General features: G+C 62.1%; 19 protein-coding genes. 3 read left to right on the top strand and 16 right to left on the bottom strand.

The window, feature by feature from the left end; all coding sequences use genetic code 11:
• Positions 1–257, top strand: a 257-nt coding sequence (locus PHE40_RS08285; RefSeq protein WP_299960675.1) for an EscU/YscU/HrcU family type III secretion system export apparatus switch protein, incomplete at its 5' end; no start/stop codon positions are given.
• Position 258: 1 nt separating this feature from the next.
• On the opposite strand, the gene PHE40_RS08280 is transcribed toward PHE40_RS08285, so the two are convergent.
• Positions 259–882 carry a heme-binding protein gene (locus PHE40_RS08280; protein WP_299960673.1) on the bottom strand — a complete coding sequence of 208 codons (624 nt, stop codon included), beginning with the start codon at positions 880–882 and terminating at the stop codon, positions 259–261.
• On the opposite strand from PHE40_RS08280, the gene PHE40_RS08275 reads away from it, so the two are divergent.
• Complete coding sequence (locus PHE40_RS08275; RefSeq protein ID WP_299960671.1) at positions 882–1,064, top strand: oxidoreductase C-terminal domain-containing protein; 183 nt, start codon at positions 882–884, stop codon at positions 1,062–1,064. The genes PHE40_RS08280 and PHE40_RS08275 overlap by 1 nt on opposite strands.
• Here PHE40_RS08275 and PHE40_RS08270 read toward each other — a convergent pair.
• The 3 genes from PHE40_RS08270 to rpmI are packed head-to-tail and all read right to left on the bottom strand — an operon-like array spanning position 1,061 to position 2,579.
• Complete coding sequence (locus PHE40_RS08270; protein ID WP_299960670.1) at positions 1,061–1,948, bottom strand: EcsC family protein; 888 nt, start codon at positions 1,946–1,948, stop codon at positions 1,061–1,063. The two genes, PHE40_RS08275 and PHE40_RS08270, sit on opposite strands and share 4 nt — an antisense overlap.
• 49 nt (positions 1,949–1,997) lie before the next feature.
• Positions 1,998–2,360, bottom strand: a complete 363-nt coding sequence (rplT, locus tag PHE40_RS08265) for a 50S ribosomal protein L20 (RefSeq protein WP_284258283.1) — start codon at positions 2,358–2,360, stop codon at positions 1,998–2,000.
• A 15-nt stretch (positions 2,361–2,375) separates the two neighbouring features.
• Positions 2,376–2,579, bottom strand: a complete 204-nt coding sequence (rpmI, locus tag PHE40_RS08260) for a 50S ribosomal protein L35 (protein ID WP_284258284.1) — start codon at positions 2,577–2,579, stop codon at positions 2,376–2,378.
• A 204-nt stretch (positions 2,580–2,783) separates the two neighbouring features.
• Between rpmI and PHE40_RS08255 the strand changes: the two genes are divergently transcribed.
• On the top strand, positions 2,784–3,326 hold the full coding sequence (locus PHE40_RS08255) for a regulatory protein RecX (RefSeq protein ID WP_299960666.1): 543 nt from the start codon (positions 2,784–2,786) through the stop codon (positions 3,324–3,326).
• A 68-nt stretch (positions 3,327–3,394) separates the two neighbouring features.
• On the opposite strand, the gene PHE40_RS08250 is transcribed toward PHE40_RS08255, so the two are convergent.
• The 12 genes from PHE40_RS08250 to PHE40_RS08195 all read right to left on the bottom strand — a co-directional run.
• Entirely contained in the window at positions 3,395–3,712 is a 318-nt protein-coding gene (locus PHE40_RS08250; protein WP_299960664.1) for a hypothetical protein, read from the bottom strand.
• A 57-nt stretch (positions 3,713–3,769) separates the two neighbouring features.
• Entirely contained in the window at positions 3,770–4,282 is a 513-nt protein-coding gene (locus tag PHE40_RS08245; RefSeq protein WP_299960662.1) for a glycoside hydrolase family 108 protein, read from the bottom strand.
• Complete coding sequence (locus tag PHE40_RS08240) at positions 4,275–4,601, bottom strand: hypothetical protein (protein WP_299960660.1); 327 nt, start codon at positions 4,599–4,601, stop codon at positions 4,275–4,277. The genes PHE40_RS08245 and PHE40_RS08240 overlap by 8 nt, the downstream gene beginning before the upstream one ends.
• Before the next feature lie 9 nt (positions 4,602–4,610).
• On the bottom strand, positions 4,611–6,755 hold the full coding sequence (locus PHE40_RS08235) for a hypothetical protein (RefSeq protein ID WP_299960658.1): 2,145 nt from the start codon (positions 6,753–6,755) through the stop codon (positions 4,611–4,613).
• Positions 6,756–6,758: 3 nt separating this feature from the next.
• Positions 6,759–8,342: a collagen-like protein gene (locus PHE40_RS08230; protein WP_299960656.1), complete on the bottom strand. Its 1,584-nt coding sequence runs from the start codon at positions 8,340–8,342 to the stop codon at positions 6,759–6,761.
• Between the two features lie 55 nt (positions 8,343–8,397).
• On the bottom strand, positions 8,398–10,956 hold the full coding sequence (locus PHE40_RS08225) for a right-handed parallel beta-helix repeat-containing protein (protein ID WP_299960654.1): 2,559 nt from the start codon (positions 10,954–10,956) through the stop codon (positions 8,398–8,400).
• An 11-nt stretch (positions 10,957–10,967) separates the two neighbouring features.
• The gene (locus PHE40_RS08220) at positions 10,968–11,450 is read right to left on the bottom strand and encodes a hypothetical protein (RefSeq protein WP_299960653.1); all 483 of its coding nucleotides are present in this window, start codon (positions 11,448–11,450) and stop codon (positions 10,968–10,970) included.
• Positions 11,451–11,461: 11 nt separating this feature from the next.
• Positions 11,462–12,715, bottom strand: a complete 1,254-nt coding sequence (locus PHE40_RS08215; protein WP_299960651.1) for a glycine-rich domain-containing protein — start codon at positions 12,713–12,715, stop codon at positions 11,462–11,464.
• A 9-nt stretch (positions 12,716–12,724) separates the two neighbouring features.
• Entirely contained in the window at positions 12,725–13,387 is a 663-nt protein-coding gene (locus PHE40_RS08210; RefSeq protein ID WP_299960650.1) for a hypothetical protein, read from the bottom strand.
• Positions 13,384–14,508 carry a baseplate J/gp47 family protein gene (locus tag PHE40_RS08205; protein ID WP_299960647.1) on the bottom strand — a complete coding sequence of 375 codons (1,125 nt, stop codon included), beginning with the start codon at positions 14,506–14,508 and terminating at the stop codon, positions 13,384–13,386. Before PHE40_RS08205 ends, PHE40_RS08210 begins: the two co-directional genes overlap by 4 nt.
• A 6-nt stretch (positions 14,509–14,514) precedes the next feature.
• Entirely contained in the window at positions 14,515–14,877 is a 363-nt protein-coding gene (locus tag PHE40_RS08200) for a hypothetical protein (protein ID WP_299960644.1), read from the bottom strand.
• The coding region (locus PHE40_RS08195; protein ID WP_299960642.1) for a phage baseplate assembly protein V at positions 14,877–15,329 on the bottom strand (453 nt) is incomplete at its 5' end. The genes PHE40_RS08200 and PHE40_RS08195, both read right to left, overlap by 1 nt.

Genomic DNA, 15,329 nt, shown 5'->3' with positions numbered 1-15,329 from the left:
GCGTGGGACTGCTGGCGGCGGAAATTATCAGCCGGGGGCGGGGGTTTGGGATTCCGGTGGTGGAGGCGCCGCCGCTGGCGCGCGCGGTGTATCGCCATGTGGAGCCGGGTGAGCCGGTGCCGGTGGCGCTGTATCGCGCCACCGCCGAGGTGCTGGCCTATGTGTGGAAGATGCAGCGCTGGCGGGCGCAGGGCGGGCAGCGGCCGGTGCCGCCAAAGGCGCAGGAGGGGGAGATAGAGGTGCCTCGCGGGGGGTAGGTCAGGGTTTCGGCGTGACCACGACGCTGATCTCGTTGCGGCGCAGCCAGGGGAGTGTCCACGGCGGGTTGTAAAACTGGGCCACCGGCTCACCTGCCGCCACCCAGGCGGAACCGGCGATTTGCCTGGCCAAAATGGCGCGCGCGCAGACCACCGCCGCCGCTCTGGGCCGGCCAGAGAAGCGGTAAACGGCCTCGGTGGTCTCTGCCACCTCATGCAGATGGACTTGCGGGTCGAACGGGCGGGGCAATGTTGCCAGCGTGTAGCCGGAGGGCATGTAGAAGCTGATGACCCAAGCACCACCGGCGGCCTGGGCCTGGGCCACGGGCGCGGTCATCGCAATGGTGACGGGCGCCTGGGCGACAGGTGCGGTCATGCTCAGCGATAAGCTGGTGGTGTTGGCGCCAAAAATATACCCGGCAAGACGGCGGAAGCCTGCCGAACGGGCCGCGATTTCATCACCCTCAATGCTCACGCTGGCGGCAAGACGCGGCGCATAGCGGCGGATCTGCACCTCGCCGAGCGTCGCGATGGGTCGATAGGCCGGTTCTTCCGTGCCCCCGCGCAGGCCGAACACAAGGCCCACCGCTTGCACAAGCGCCTTGGCAGATTGTAAAAATTTCAATGCTTTCGCTCCATGACCGGGTGGTGATCCGCCCGGCGCGCATGCCGGAGGGGTTTGTCTGCTTCTACCTGAAGGACGGGCGGATGATCGCGGCGGATTGCGTGAATTCAATCCCCGAGTTCAACGCAGCAAAACGGCTGGTTACAGAAATGACCATTGCGGACCCGGCGGCGAAGGTTTAGCGCGGCAAAAAAACTGCATCCTGCGCCGGGGCGGCCCGGCGGTTGATGCGGTGGCGCGCCCGCGCTTCGCGCAGCATGGCGGTGAAGGCTTGGTGAACGGCGGCGGGCTCGCCGGTGCGGCGGTCCAGCGCGCGCAGGCAAAACTGCACCTGCGCCATGTTCTGGTAATAGCGGGTGAAGCCGTAGTTGAGCGCGCTGCCTGTGATAGCGCCTGCGACAGGCACCGCCTGGGCCAGCAGCTTTTCGGACAGCACCACGCCAAAGCGGCCGGCGGCGGATCTAATCAGCAGGTTGAGGGATAAATGGCTGAGACCGAGGCGGGCGGCCCAGTAGCCGGTTTCCGACTCGTCATCCCCCGTGCCAGGGCCGCCAAAGGCCAGAACCTCCAGGCAGGCGCGGCGGGTGTCCTCGGTGGCAAGGTCTTCGCCCGAATCCCGGGCAACCTGGGCGATGGAACGCAGGATCGCGGTGGTGGTGAAGGGAATGTCAAACAACACGCCGGGTAGGCCGATGAAGCCGGAGGCCGCGCCGGAGGCCGCGGTGGCTAGGCGGTGGACACGGTTGCCATGGGGGCGGCGCGGCCGGGCTGTGCCGCTCAGGCCGAAAGTGGCGAGGTTGTAGCTGCGCCAGAGCGTTTCCTCGACGCTATCCTGCGCGCGCTGTGTGATATCCGCCCAGGCTTCGCCGCCAAAATGGCCGCCGGCTTGCGCGAGGCGGGCACGCAAAGCCTCGATACGGCGGCCGAACAGGGAGGTGACCCGCATGAGGAGCCCGCGCGAGTCCGCCATGATGATGGCGGCACGCCAAAGCTCTTCACGTTCGTGCGGGGTGAGGAAGGCGGTGGTGTCCGCCAGGGAGGCCGGAAAAGGGGGTAGATTTTTCATGTCCGGCTGGAACATGTGCTCCAGCCCGGTATGAGGCAAGGGCGGAAGATTATTCCGCGGCGCCGACGGCCTTAACGGCCTGGACGATTTCCGCGAACGCGGCGGCATCATCAAACGCGATGGCGGCCAGAACCTTACGGTCCAGCTCCAAACCAGCCTGCTTGAGGCCGAAGATGAACTGGCTGTAGGTCAGCCCATGCTCGCGCACGGCGGCGTTGATGCGCTGGATCCAGAGCGAGCGGAACTCGCGCTTTTTGACCCGGCGGTCACGGTAGGCATAGCGCAGCGCCTTCTCCAGGCGTTCCAGCGCGATGCGGTAGTTGGTGGACGAGCGGCCAACAAAGCCCTTCGACTGCTCAAGAACTTTTTTGTGACGGGCGTGGGTGGTAACGCCCCGTTTTACACGTGCCATGTTTCTGCCTCTCCCTTATGCGATGCCGTACGGCGCCCACTGCTTGACGGTGATGCCGTCAGCGTGGGTGAGGGTCTGGCTGCCACGGTTGGAACGTTTGGATTTCTGGCTGCGGGCCATCAGGTTGTGGCGCTTCTTGCCCGGGCCGGCGAGAACCTTGCCGGTGGCGGTGATCTTGAAACGCTTTTTGACCGATGACTTGGTCTTTAACTTCGGCATTTTGGTCTCCTATCGCGTATCCCTGGGTGAGCAGGGCTCCCGAACATCGGGGCGGCGGCCGGGCATGCCTATGGCCCAAGCGCGCGCGCATCACGTTTTACGGTGAAGCGCGGCCTATAGAGGGTGCGCGGGAGCGTGACAAGGGTAGAAAAGGCAGCGCCGCCCTGCTTGTCAGGCCACGGTATTGGCGCAAAACTCAGCGGCATGGCGAGCAAACCCCCGGATGCGGCAAAATTATATGAGGCGGCGCTGAACCATCTGGCGCGCTTTGCCGCCACCGAGGCCGGGCTGGCGCAGGTGCTGGCCCGCAAGCTGGAGCGCTGGGGCAGGCTGTATGCGGGGGAGGATGCCGATGCCGAAGAGGTGGCGGCCGAGGTGCGGCGGGCCAGGACGGCGATTCCAGGGGTGATTGCCCGGCTGCGGGAGGCAGGGGTGCTCAATGACGCCGCCTTCGCCGCCTCGCGCGCCAAACGGCTGACCCGGCAGGGTAAATCCCGCCGGGCGGCGCTGGCGCATCTGGCGGCAAAAGGGGTCGCCCGGCCGGTATTGGCTGAAGACCCGCGACGCGAGCTGGCGGCGGCCTGCGCTTATTTGCGGCGGCGGCGGGCGGGGCCTTTTGGCGAGGCGCCGGAGGAAAAGATCATGGCGGCGATGGCGCGTGGCGGCTTCAGCCAGGAAGTGACCCGCCGCGCCCTGCGGCTGGACCGCGAGGAAGCCGAGGAACTGATAAAAGAGCTGCATGCGTAGCCTTCGTTTGCACGCAAGCCGGGGAGTCTTAAAGGAGAAGGCCCGGATTGCTCCGGGCCGCCACATGATTACAGCGAAAAAATCGACTTGAGGTCAGCCAGCACGGTCTGCAGCAGGCTGAGCCCAGCCTGGGCTTTTGCGGCATCGGCCGCGGGCAGCGCCGCGACCACGGGGGCAGCGGCGGTGGCCAGCGAAGCCGCCGCCGCCGTGGCGGCCTGGAGTGCTGTGGCATGCGCCGCCTCGCTGGCCACCACTGAGTTCACAACAGCCTCGCCGGCCTGCAAACCGGCATCGGCAATCACGCCAACCGGGCCGCCCAGGGCCGCGCCGATATGAGCGGCAATGTTCAGGTCACCCTCGACCTTCGCCAGGATTGTTTCGTTCATCATCATCTCCACAAAAAACGGCGATCCGCGCCGTACGGGTTGAGCAAACGCCGTTCTTCAGACTGAGATTTCGCCCGCCAGCGCGATCACGCGCCGCGACCAGCCAAGTCCGAAACTCGTCCAGCCGGGCAGGCTGGCGTAAAAATCCATCCGGCGGGTGAGCGCCTCACGCGCCAGTGCTAGGGCGTTGGCTGCTTTTATGGCCGCCAGCGTTTGCGCCCCCAGCAGGCCATCAGCCGGCACACCGGCGGCCTGTTGCAGCCAGAGGACCGAGCGGCGAAGCCCCGCGTTCACCGCGGCATCAAAGGCCGCGAGCGCCACCGGCAGGGGCAGCGCATCGCCTTGCAACGGCGCCCAGTAATCCCTGCGGTAGATCTCCCCCGCCACCGCCGCGGTCAGATTGGCAATATCGAGCTGCGGATAAGCGGCCGCGCTGATGCCAAAATTCGTCCCCCGCAGCTCGCCCGCACCAGCATGGCCGCCGGTCCAGTTGCCGGGGTCGGCCGGATTATTGGTGAAGCCCCCCTCGGAGCGCAGCGTAAAAGCCAGGCAGCGCGCAAAGTTATCCATGCAGCAGACTCGCGATCAGCCCGCCGCAAGCGGCCGACAACAGGCTGATGATGGCAACGCTCATGCGGCGCTCGGCATCACGCTCGCCACGGATACGCGCAATATCAGCCCGCATGTCACTCAAACCCATGACCAGCTCATCAACCTTATTGAACAGCTTGCCGATGACCTGATCCTCCTGCGCCAGGTAGCGGATCCGCCAGGCTTCCAATGAATCCGCCTTCCCCTCCAGAACGCCGATATCTTGGCGGATACCGTTCACATCGTTACGCAAGCCCGCGATATCCAAACGCAAAACAGCGACAGAATCTGTATCCATGAGTGTTCCTCAGGCAGGTGTGTCAGACAGGGTGATGGGATAGGCCGTAGCCTGCAGGGGAAGATTAAGATTCCATGCGGCGCCAAGGTCGTTGCCGATATTCCAGTGCAGCGGCGGCGGCAGGCTCGCGGCGTTATCGGTCACGGCATCGCCACGGCCGATCTGCATGCTTCCATAGGGGTAGAAAAACAACACGCTGGACGAGATATTGGTGAGAGCAGCCGCCAGTGTCACGGACACATGGGTGGCATCGATCCGCGCCGCCGCAACCGCGGTGATGATAACGCCTGGCGTGGCAACGCTGCCGCCATCCATCACCGCAAAACCGGCGCCGTTCGCCGCCTGCAACGGCACGATCAGGTCGTTCCCTGAATCATGCGCGATGGTGAGAACCAGTTCCGTGTTCGAAGCCCTGTAAACATGCGTGATCTGCGGCCCGCCTTTTACCGGCAGCCCGCTCAAAGGGAGCACCGCGGGCTGGATCGTGTCGCCAAGCCCTTGCGCCATGGCCGCATGTCCGGCCGCATGCGCGCCGATGCGCCCGTAACGCAGCAGATCCGGCTCGTCACGGTATTGCGGATTTCCCCCCGTAAACCACCCCGTGGTGGGGTCATAGGCGGCATCCAGCGGGTTGGAATCGGCCGTCTGCGCGGCAAAGACAACGATGTTGTTGGCGCTCACCGCCGCCAGATCGGCGATGGACTCACGCACCATCTGCACGCCGTCATTGGTCGCGCACGGAACCGCGTTCCACGCCAGCAGCGGCAGATTGGCGGCGGTGCGCCCAAGCAGGCCGCGAGTGAGCGCCAGCAGCCGCAGCAATGAGGCCTTGTAGAGCGCCTTGTTGGCATAAGGCATGGTGCTGTCCTGCTCCGACCATGGCCAGACCAAGAACGCGATATCGGCTTCATCATCGCCAGCAACAATGGCGGAGCCGCCCGTCAAATAGGCGCTCAGCGCGGTGAAATCCGGCCCACCGCTCCAGGTCGAGGGGTCAGACCCGTCGCCCGGATTGGTAAGGAACGTGCCCGCACCGCTTCCCGGCGGAAACAACGGCGGCGAAGAGTTGGAGACCGGGTGGCCCGGGGTCACCGAATAACGGTTGGGGGCAACATACGTCCCCGATATTTCCGCGGTACAGCCATAAGCCGCCGCGCCGAGATACCAGGCAATGCCCCGCGCCAGGGCAAGCGAGCCTCCGGCATTCATGAACCACGCCGCGTTGGACTGACCCATGAGCAAGAGATTAACGCCCCGGCGCGCACCCAGAACCCATCGTCCCTGCGCGCTGATCAACGTGCCGATCTCCGTCGCGCTGAGCGCACGCTCCCAGGTTGCGGCTTCATGGAACCAGCACTGCGCCGAGCCTTGCACACTGGCGTCATGCAATAGCAGCACCGGCGCGCTGGCGCTGGCTGGCAGCGGGTTGGCAATGGCGGTGGCAACCTGCGCGCCGTCGAGCCACGCATCCACCCCAACACCCGGCGTATTGCGCAGAATGATCGCATGGCTGTGCCGGCGCGCCAGCGCGGCGGAGAGCACGGTCTGGCTCGCGGTGCCAGGAAACAGCGTAAGGTTTGCGCCGCCGCTGCTGTCCGCCTGCAGAATGGTCACGCCCGTGCTAAAAAGCGTATGAAACAACGCGATCGGCGCACTGTTGCTGTCAAGCGTCCCCTGGCGCCAGTTTGGCCGGGTCCAGACCAGATAGCATGTCCACGCCGCCCCGGCGCCCAGCTCCAACCCCGGATGCAGCAAGCCCCAATCCGCATCCAGCACCGGGCCATTGTTAAAAATCCCGATATCCGGCGCGCCAACTGCGCCCAGATACCCATTCACGCGCGGCACCGCGATGGTGGCGGCGGGCGGCGCGCCAGCACCGGCATGAAACGGCGTGAGGCTGTTCCCGTTACCTGATTGATCAACAACGACGCCAACCGGCGCATTGCTGAGGGTCACCGGTGCGCCGGCAACATCCCGCAGGCCGCCCAGCAGCCCCGCATCCCACCAGCCGGTAATGCCGCTGATCGCGGCCGGGTATGGGCCGGTGAACACGCCCGCGGGCGGTTTGCTGCTGGCGGGAAGCGAACGCGCCAGCACGCGCCGCCCTAGCCCGGCCGCCAGCAGCGAACCGGGATCATTGAACAGCATTGTCATGCTTCAGCTAACCGTGACAGCGGCCGAAACCGCGTTGAGCCCGGCTGCGGTGTTCCGCGCCCAGATGTAATATGTTCCAGCAACGTTGAGCAGCAGATTCGCCGTCCAGCCGCCATTGCTGACCACGGCATTCACCCACGCACCTGGCGCTGCCGTGGCACTCGCGGAAAACCCAACCTGCACCGCGGCGTTTGCCGGGGAAACCGTGCCGGAAAGCGCGACGATCGCGCCCGCCGCCGCCGTGCCCGGCGGCGCCACCATCGTAATGCCCGGTGCAACCACCACAAAACTGTTAGACATACCAACAACCGCGGCATTCCCATGGTCGCGCACCCGGATCGCATAGGTCCCCGGGCTGAGCCCCGCGGCGGTAAAGCTGTAGGCATTCGCGGTGATCACCGGACTTGGCGCCACGATCCAGGTGGAACCACCGTCGATGGAATAATCAAGCGCCAGCGGCGCGTCGTTGAACACCCCGCCGGCAATGACAAAGGCCGTGTCCGGCGCGGGCGCTGAAATCGAGCCGACGGTCAAGGTTGGCCCATTGGGCACCACACCGCTCCACCAGACCAGCGATCCCCCCGAATAGCTGAGGCCAAGCAGCTCCGTTGCCGCACCGGGCGGCAAAATTGTCCCCCCCGAACCGGCGGCAATGCCGGTGCCCATGGTAACGGCCCCTGCCGCCAGATTGATCAGAGTGCAGGAAAAACCCGCTCCCAGCCCGGCAAAATTCGCCGAAAGCGTAATCGGGGCGCTGGCGATCAGAATGCGATTATTATGCCGCGCCGAATCCAGCACCGTGTTGCTCGTAAGCTCCACAATACCCCGTTGCACAACGGGCAGCTTGGTCTGCACATAGGTCCAGATTGCGCCAAAGCTCTGCGTGCTGAGCATGTTACCGCCCTGCGCCACCAGCAGCTCATCGCTATCGGCCGCTGGACCCGCCGCGGGGAGCTGGTCAATGGTCTGCCCGCCGAGGAACTGGCCGTAAGGCATCCATGCCAGCGTGCCATTCTGCCAGAGCGCCACATAATCCGCGGCGCCGACAGAACTCACGGAATTGCCCGCCATAGGCCCGCCAAGCCCAGGGCCTGCCGGTCCCACAGCGCCAGCAGGCCCCACGGGGCCGGCCGGGCCGCTTGGCCCCTGTGAACCAGCCGGGCCGGTGAGGTAGGCTGCGGTAACGGCGATAATGCCGTTACCATCAATGGCAACACCCGCGCCCGCCGAAAAAAGCCCGCGCAACGCCGTCACCGGCAGCAAACCCGGCGCGCCGCCCGCGCTGATCACAATTTCATCTGACAGCGACATCACACCCTGCACGGGAAACCCAGCATGATCCGCCCCGGTGGCCACCAGCGCCCCGGCGTTCATCGCAAGACCGGTACCCGCCGTGATGCTCTCCGGCCCTCCGGCGCCAATGCTATAACGGCCCAGCAGAACACCCGCCGGCACGTTGATCACGGGCTGCGCATTGGCCGTCAACTGCGCCACGCTCACTGAATAAAGCAGCCCCGCTTGCGAAAGCGGCAGCAGGTCGCCAGCCCCGGCAGAGGTAACCGGCGGCAATTGGGCAATCGTTGTCATTGCACACAAACTTTCATTTTAAGCACAGAATGCGCTGGCGAAACGGAAACAAACCTCAAGCAACGGCGACCCAGTTGGCCGCCCCCGCCGCCTGGCTTACCCAAAACGTGCTGCCAACACCGCCGTTGAGGTTGCGGAATGTAGAGCCCGCCGGCGCGGAAACGGAATTCTGAGGCGAACCTCGGCCGATAAGCTCAAGGGCGCCGGTGGCTTCAGTGTCCGAGATAATCCGCACCCTGCCCGCCCCAGCCGGATGCAACGAGATATCCCCGGCCTGCGTCTTGAGCGTCAGGCTGCCATCGCCATTGGGTGAAACATAGTCGCTCTGCGAAAACCTGGCTGCCCGCCAGCCGCCATTATTACCAACCCAATCGATGCTCGCACCGGCGGGAATGCTGATGGGCGCCCCCGTCCAGTTGCTTTGCGCCGGCACCGCCCCGGCGGCGGCGAAAGTCACCGGCGCCAGACAGTCGATCGCGAGTTCCCTGTTCTGCAAAACCGGCAGACCAACCTGCGCGGCGGCCGTCGCGCCACCGCCATTTCCCGTGATGCTTACCGTCGTTCCCGGACCATACCCCGATCCAAAGCTGGTCATCTGAACACCGATGATCCGGCCGTTGGAAATCCACGGAAACGCCGCAGCACCCGTACCCGTTCCGTTGATCGTCACCGCCGCCGTGGTGTAACCGACCCCTGTATCCAGCATTTTGATAAACGTCACCTGCCCCGCCGCCAAACCGGCCTGCGCGGTGAGGATACCGCCAACCGGCTGAGAAGATTGCATAATGCTCACCGCATCCACAATGTCAGGCACGGTAAGCGTGTACACGCCCCCCACCAGCGCGGGATTAACCGGCCAACGCGGGGTGAAATTCAGCAGATTTCCGCGCAGGGTCAGTGAATCCGTGTAAGCCGAGAGCGCATTCGTCAGATTGGCGCCAGCGTCCCCCACGATTATATTATCCGCCACCAACGTGTTCTGCGCGCCATCGCGGATCAATATGCCAATGGCACCACCACTGTAATTGATCCAGTTTCCAATGATCGAAAGCCCCGTACATGCTAGCCCGAAATTATCTCCATTGCCGTTGCTCTCAACATTCTGAACAGAAATGGAACTCCCCGTGCAGTCCTGGATGAAATTACTGCGCGCCATGCAATTCTGCCCGCCGCCGATATTCAAACCATTCAGCGCACCATTGATATAGTTGTTGTCAACTTCCGTATAAATCGACCCGCCACAATCAATCCCAAAACTGGAAGCGCCGGTCACCATATTGCCCGTGATCTTACAGTAACCGGTATCACACAAAATCCCGGCACCCCCGCCGGTAATCGAGCTGTTATTGGCGCATAAATTTCCCGCAACCAAAATATTGCGGCCCGACATGAAAATGCCGTACCCCCTGTTCGCATAACAATTATTGCCCGACACCACCGCGCCCAAAATATCCGGATTTGAATTTCCGTAGGTGAACGGCACAATGGGTATGTTGGTGGCATTGAAATTGCCAACCGTAATCCCGCACGTATTGTTCCAGCACGTATTCCCCAGGATCTGAACACCGCGAATTTTTAAGGTAAATGACGGATCCTGACTATCAACATGAATGCCATTGCCGCCATTATCATGGCCACGGCAATTGGTGACGCTCAGCGCATCCACTGCCTGAATGTAGAGCCCATGCACCGTATTCGCGGCAAACTCACAATCGCTGATATGATGCTGGGTAATCGCCGGATCGCTCGCCAGATAGCATAGCCCCGAGCCATTACCCTGACCCTTCGCATTTTTGAAAACGCAACGCGTGACGATTGATTTTATACAACCCGGCTGCACAAGAACCGAGAATGTATTGGTGGTCAACGCCGCGTTGGCATCAAAAACGATCCCATCAATATACAACGCCGCCGTCGCGATATTGATCCAGGCCGGCGCCGCTGATGACCCAAGCTTTGACTGCGCCGGACGCGTCACGATTGTTAGCCCCGGCACGCCCAGCAACGTACAGGCCGCGCCCGTAATATCGCACTCACCCGCAATCGCATGTGTCTTCGCCCCCAGGCGCACCGGCGCGCCGCTGGCAACGGCCGCGAGCAGAGCCGCGCTGTCGTCGCTCACGCCATCCCCTTTCGCGCCAAAATCCTCGATTGCAACAGCATTGGCGGCCAATGCGGCAATCGTGCGCGCCGTAGTGGCACCACTCGCCATGGCCACCAGCGCGCCGCCGGGCAAACCCGGCACGCCGCCCATGGCACCCATAAAATTGGCGTAGGAAACCCCCACGTTCGCCCCAGCCTGGCCAAGCGGCACCACATCCCCTGCCCCTGGCGGCAAACCAGAGGCCAACGCGGGAATCACAAAAGGCGACGCTGCGGCCGACAAAGTCGTTCCCGTCAGCGCCAGATTGGCGCCGATCGTAATCGGCACAGGCACCGCCGTTCCAGGCCCAACGCCGCCCAGCAAGCTGTTCTGCGGCAATGTCAGCGCTGTCTGCACACCTGCAAGCAACTGCGCCCGCGTGGCGGACAGCGTCTGCCCGTTTTGGAAAATCGCAAGCTCATCAGTATCGGAGACAGACGTCGCGGGAGGCAATTGTCCAATTGTCGGCATATCGCAAAACCTTAAAGAGTTGTCAGGGGGGTGCCGGACGGGTCGGTCAAGGCCTGGCCCGAAGGTGTGGTCAGCGCGTTCATCGGCGCCGGCACGCTGGCCAATGAGACAACCGGCAGCGCAATACTACGTGCAAGCGCGCGCCCGCCGCTGGTTGTAATCGTCACGGTCACTGTGTAGCTCGTCAACGCCTGACCGGACGTTAGCCACAATACCGCGCGCGGTCCGTCCGCCGCGGCTGAAACAAGCGTCAAATCCCCCGGATTGGCCGGGCTTATCTGCACATCAAGCGTGCTGATCGCGTCTCCCGGATTGGCGATCAGCGCAGGGGCCACGTCAAACACATAATCCAACGTGTCGCCTGGGTCTTTCACCGGCCATGCCAGGGCCACGGGCGGTGGAATCTGCGGCCCCCGCGGCACAGGAACAAAGCCATCAATTTGTACATACCGCGCGTTCGATGGGCGCCATATATGGTTGGCAGGTGTACTCATCAGCATTCCCCCTAATATTCAACCATCACGAGACCCGGTGCCCCCGCGCCGCCCGCATAGCCAACCGGGCTGCCCCCCGTGGAAGTTCCGCCGCCGCCGCCGCCGCCGCCGTAACCAGACGCCGCGATCCCCACCACCGGCCCGCTGGCGCCGCGCCCGTTACCAGGCCCACCGCCATCACCACCACGGCAAGCCACCACAATGGCATCAGTTCCCACCGAACCGGTGATGTTCACCTGTCCGCCGGAAGCCGTGCCGCCAGCTCCCCCTGCATTCGAAAAATTCGTGACCGTGCCGCCATTGCCGCCAATACCGCCATTTGCGGTCATATAGCCGCCAAAGCTCGACAGCCCGCCATTGTTTCCATTTCCCGCACTCGCCGGCGCATTTCCTCCCGCGCCCACCGTTACAGCAATCACCGAACCAGGCGTCAGATTACCGAGAATCCCAACCGCCCGCCCCCCCGCACCGCCGCCGCCGCTTGGCATCGTGGTATGGTACCCGCCGCCGCCGCCACCGCCCAAAACCGTCACACGAGCCGCCGTCACACCATTTGGAACCGTAAAACTGCCAGACACCGTGAACACCTGCATCAAGGAAAATCCAGGTCGTAACGACGGTAATTTATATCCCAGAAACGGCGCGCCCGGCGCAACGCTGATATTAGCCGCCGTAATCGCGGACTGCCCATAATTAACCGTAATGATATACAAGCCAACCCAACCGCTATCCACAGCGGGCGTCATCTGCGTTCCCGCCGGCGCCGCCGCGCCCGGCTTCACCTGCAACTGAACGCGCTGCACCCGCCTCGTATTCTGCGCCGTTCCGGAGTTGTTCGGTCCCGAATATGGTAAACTGGTATTCGCCGCATTCACATAAGGCAGCACAACAGGATCCGCATCAATTTCTGAAAATGCGGCCTCAATCAGATAGTTGATCGATTGTCCCGAGTTTGCAGGCGCTGTCAGGGCAAAACTCGTCGTCTGCAGATTAATTCCGGTTTTAACAATTTGGTCGGCAATATCCGCCGCCAGAGATCCATAAGCGCTAGCATCAAGCGCCGTCAGCAGGGTAATGCTTCCCGGTCCCACATTAACAGTCAAAGATGCTGGCAAAGTTGGGGAACACGCCAACCCGTCAACCACTGTATTACTCCCGATCACCGCCGCGGTGAGCGCTGCAATGCCCACCATGGCATTGCGGTTAAACGTCAAGATATCCGTATCCAGCGGGATGCTCCCGGGATAAACAATATTACGATCCATGTACGATCCTCAGTTGGAAATTTGCGTCCAGGCAATGCTCGAAGTCGGTATCACCGCGGCCACGGCAGCATAGATTTCAGCATCACTCACCGTACCTGTAAATTCGGTGGCCGACGCATAGAACATTGGTGCATCGTTATATCCGCCCGGCCCTGTTCCATAACCACCCGCATTACTAATGGGCGAATCATTCGGCCGATAAACGGATACAAAAAACTGATACGGCAAGTTCATGCTGCCATACCCCCCAGCTGTATTATAGCCAAGATTTACGTTATACCCACCCGTGTCGCTCGCATTCAACGGCTCAAAAACCACTGGCGTGCGGCCGGTCAGGCCAGTGAGCATCCCCACGACCCCCGCGCGCGTCGCCCTCGGTGCAATCAAATTGTTGCGAATCCGCGCACTGTAAGCTGTATCATTTTCACCCGGGCGGCGGGGCAAGCTGCCGCCGAGGTAATCGGCCGATGCAATGTCAAGGAATATCCCCGAGGCTGAGGCAATCCGCGTTTGCGCCTGTACCGCGCCCAGCAGCCCATACAAGCCGCTCCATGCACGCGCCAGCCCCGTTAACAATGCATCCAATACCGGCGCATTATCTGAAAACCAGCGTCCTGGCAGGACCATTCGCAACCGCGACAGCATATCTGAGGTATCGCCAACCATTGTCATGCCACCGCCACTGTGCCTGCGCGCACCGCCCCAAATAACGGCGGTACCAGATCCATCGTACCACCATTCAGCAACAATCCCGAAAGATTCGTAATCGTGCCTGAAGCATCATACGCCAACTGCGCCAGCCTCGTGTAGCTGAGCGTCGCACTAATCGGTAAATTTGCAATATATAACTCAATCTCCGTTGCAACAGCCGCCACCGCAGCAGCATGCGATGCACCGGATGATGTAACAATGGCAACAGAAATATCCGCCGTCACAACAACCGGCCCCTGCACGGCAAATCCCGTCCCAACCGGACGGATCGCATTCACGGCCTGTTGCACAGTCGCAAGCAAGCCGGCTGAAGGATGGCCTGACCCATCGTCAACCGTGACCACAAAAAATCCCAGTTGCGCGGCCCCAGCCTGGTTTATATTCTCGGCGATATTATAACTAAGGCCCTGTTGAATTCCGCTAATTGCAGAACCGATTGCAATATTCGTCGCACGCGAAAGACCGCCCAGAAAATTACCGAACCGCGCACGAAAAGCCACGTCGCTCTCGGCATCAATCCCACCTGTCAACGCACCACTGTTACTCACAGTATCCACGCCCGAGATCGCGGCACCCAGCAAACTCACTGCACCTGGTTGAATATTTCCCGTAACTCCCGGCACACTGGCCACCACGGGCACACTCACGCTACCCACCCCCGCCGCCAAAACAAACCCGCCTTCCGCTGCGCTATAGGCAGGATTATTCGTATCGCCCACCACCAGAAAACTCTGCGCGTTCGCCACCGTGGAAACCGCCGTCCCAACAGGAATAAAAGCCGAAATCCCCGGCGTAAACCGCGCAAAAGTCACCTCCCTGGATGCCGCCACTGCCGGCAGGCGCGTGAACCCGAAATCAGCACCGAAACTATCGCAGTCCACACCTGAGCTGGTTGCCAGCCGCGTGGTTGCCAAACATTGCACAATCAGCCACTGTATCCAAAGTGCAACCGATGCATTCGCCTCCAATATGGCCCGCAACACAGAACCAACAGACAGGTCCAAAAGGCTTTGTGCCGCTCCTTGCACGGAGGCAGCCATCCTCTCCACCAGGGTGGAGAAGGTCTGCAGCGATAATTGCATGAGAACCTACAATGAAAATGAGAGAAGGGACGTCTGTTCGTTGCCAGCGTTCGTATAATTGATCGACAGCGTAACCATGCCATCAGCCCCCGCAACCGCGGTCACCATCGGCGCCGGTGTCACTGCCACCTCACGCTCCAACTGCATCTGCATCCGCGCCACACCCGAAATCGCCGCAGGCGCGCCCGGCTGGCCAATAAACTGCGCAAGCCCAGCTCCATAGCTGAGTTGCCATATATAATCACCAGAATTTGTTAATAGCCGGCGCAGTACGCGCTGCTGCATCAGAGACGCACCATCCGCCAGAAGCAAATCTCCGGTGGAACCAACCGCCAGATCGCCCCCAAACTGCAACGCCAAATCAGCCATTATACCGTCCCTGAAGGCAGGCCAGAAACACCTCCTTGCGGATCGGCATGAGTATGGCTGTCATATGTGTTGCGCAGTGCAGCCAGCGTGCCACGTGCACCATTCTGGTCAGATATATCACCACTCACCACCAAACTCCCCGTGATATTCACGGTGGAAGCCTGCATGGCAATCGTGCCATCATTTAGCAGTTTCACTAAACTCCCACTCTGATGCTGCATCCAAATCTCCCCCGCCGGCGTCGTCATCGGCTTGTCCACAGTTGACCATACACTGCCAATAATCACGCCCTGTTGCGCATCACCTTCCTGCGCAATCAACAGTACCTGCGCACCCAAGGGCGGCGGCGCCGCCAGACCCCAGCCGGCACCCACCCAAGTGGAGACAATCGGCAGCCATCCGCTCAGCACATTCTCAGGCTGAATTAATACCTTGGCGCTGTAAGTCGCGGA

This window comes from Acidocella sp. (assembly GCF_028687955.1).
GTDB lineage: Bacteria > Pseudomonadota > Alphaproteobacteria > Acetobacterales > Acetobacteraceae > Acidocella.
This window is presented reverse-complemented; position numbering and strand designations above follow the sequence as displayed.

Excerpts from the sequence above, each read along its gene's own strand:
- PHE40_RS08275 (WP_299960671.1), top strand. The coding sequence starts at position 882 with ATGCTTTCGCTCCATGACCGGGTGGTGATCCGCCCGGCGCGCATGCCG.
- PHE40_RS08270 (WP_299960670.1), bottom strand. The coding sequence starts at position 1,948 with ATGAAAAATCTACCCCCTTTTCCGGCCTCCCTGGCGGACACCACCGCC.
- rplT (WP_284258283.1), bottom strand. The coding sequence starts at position 2,360 with ATGGCACGTGTAAAACGGGGCGTTACCACCCACGCCCGTCACAAAAAA.
- rpmI (WP_284258284.1), bottom strand. The coding sequence starts at position 2,579 with ATGCCGAAGTTAAAGACCAAGTCATCGGTCAAAAAGCGTTTCAAGATC.
- PHE40_RS08255 (WP_299960666.1), top strand. The coding sequence starts at position 2,784 with ATGGCGAGCAAACCCCCGGATGCGGCAAAATTATATGAGGCGGCGCTG.
- PHE40_RS08250 (WP_299960664.1), bottom strand. The coding sequence starts at position 3,712 with ATGAACGAAACAATCCTGGCGAAGGTCGAGGGTGACCTGAACATTGCC.
- PHE40_RS08245 (WP_299960662.1), bottom strand. The coding sequence starts at position 4,282 with ATGGATAACTTTGCGCGCTGCCTGGCTTTTACGCTGCGCTCCGAGGGG.
- PHE40_RS08240 (WP_299960660.1), bottom strand. The coding sequence starts at position 4,601 with ATGGATACAGATTCTGTCGCTGTTTTGCGTTTGGATATCGCGGGCTTG.
- PHE40_RS08235 (WP_299960658.1), bottom strand. The coding sequence starts at position 6,755 with ATGACAATGCTGTTCAATGATCCCGGTTCGCTGCTGGCGGCCGGGCTA.
- PHE40_RS08230 (WP_299960656.1), bottom strand. The coding sequence starts at position 8,342 with ATGACAACGATTGCCCAATTGCCGCCGGTTACCTCTGCCGGGGCTGGC.
- PHE40_RS08225 (WP_299960654.1), bottom strand. The coding sequence starts at position 10,956 with ATGCCGACAATTGGACAATTGCCTCCCGCGACGTCTGTCTCCGATACT.
- PHE40_RS08220 (WP_299960653.1), bottom strand. The coding sequence starts at position 11,450 with ATGAGTACACCTGCCAACCATATATGGCGCCCATCGAACGCGCGGTAT.
- PHE40_RS08215 (WP_299960651.1), bottom strand. The coding sequence starts at position 12,715 with ATGGATCGTAATATTGTTTATCCCGGGAGCATCCCGCTGGATACGGAT.
- PHE40_RS08210 (WP_299960650.1), bottom strand. The coding sequence starts at position 13,387 with ATGACAATGGTTGGCGATACCTCAGATATGCTGTCGCGGTTGCGAATG.
- PHE40_RS08205 (WP_299960647.1), bottom strand. The coding sequence starts at position 14,508 with ATGCAATTATCGCTGCAGACCTTCTCCACCCTGGTGGAGAGGATGGCT.
- PHE40_RS08200 (WP_299960644.1), bottom strand. The coding sequence starts at position 14,877 with ATGGCTGATTTGGCGTTGCAGTTTGGGGGCGATCTGGCGGTTGGTTCC.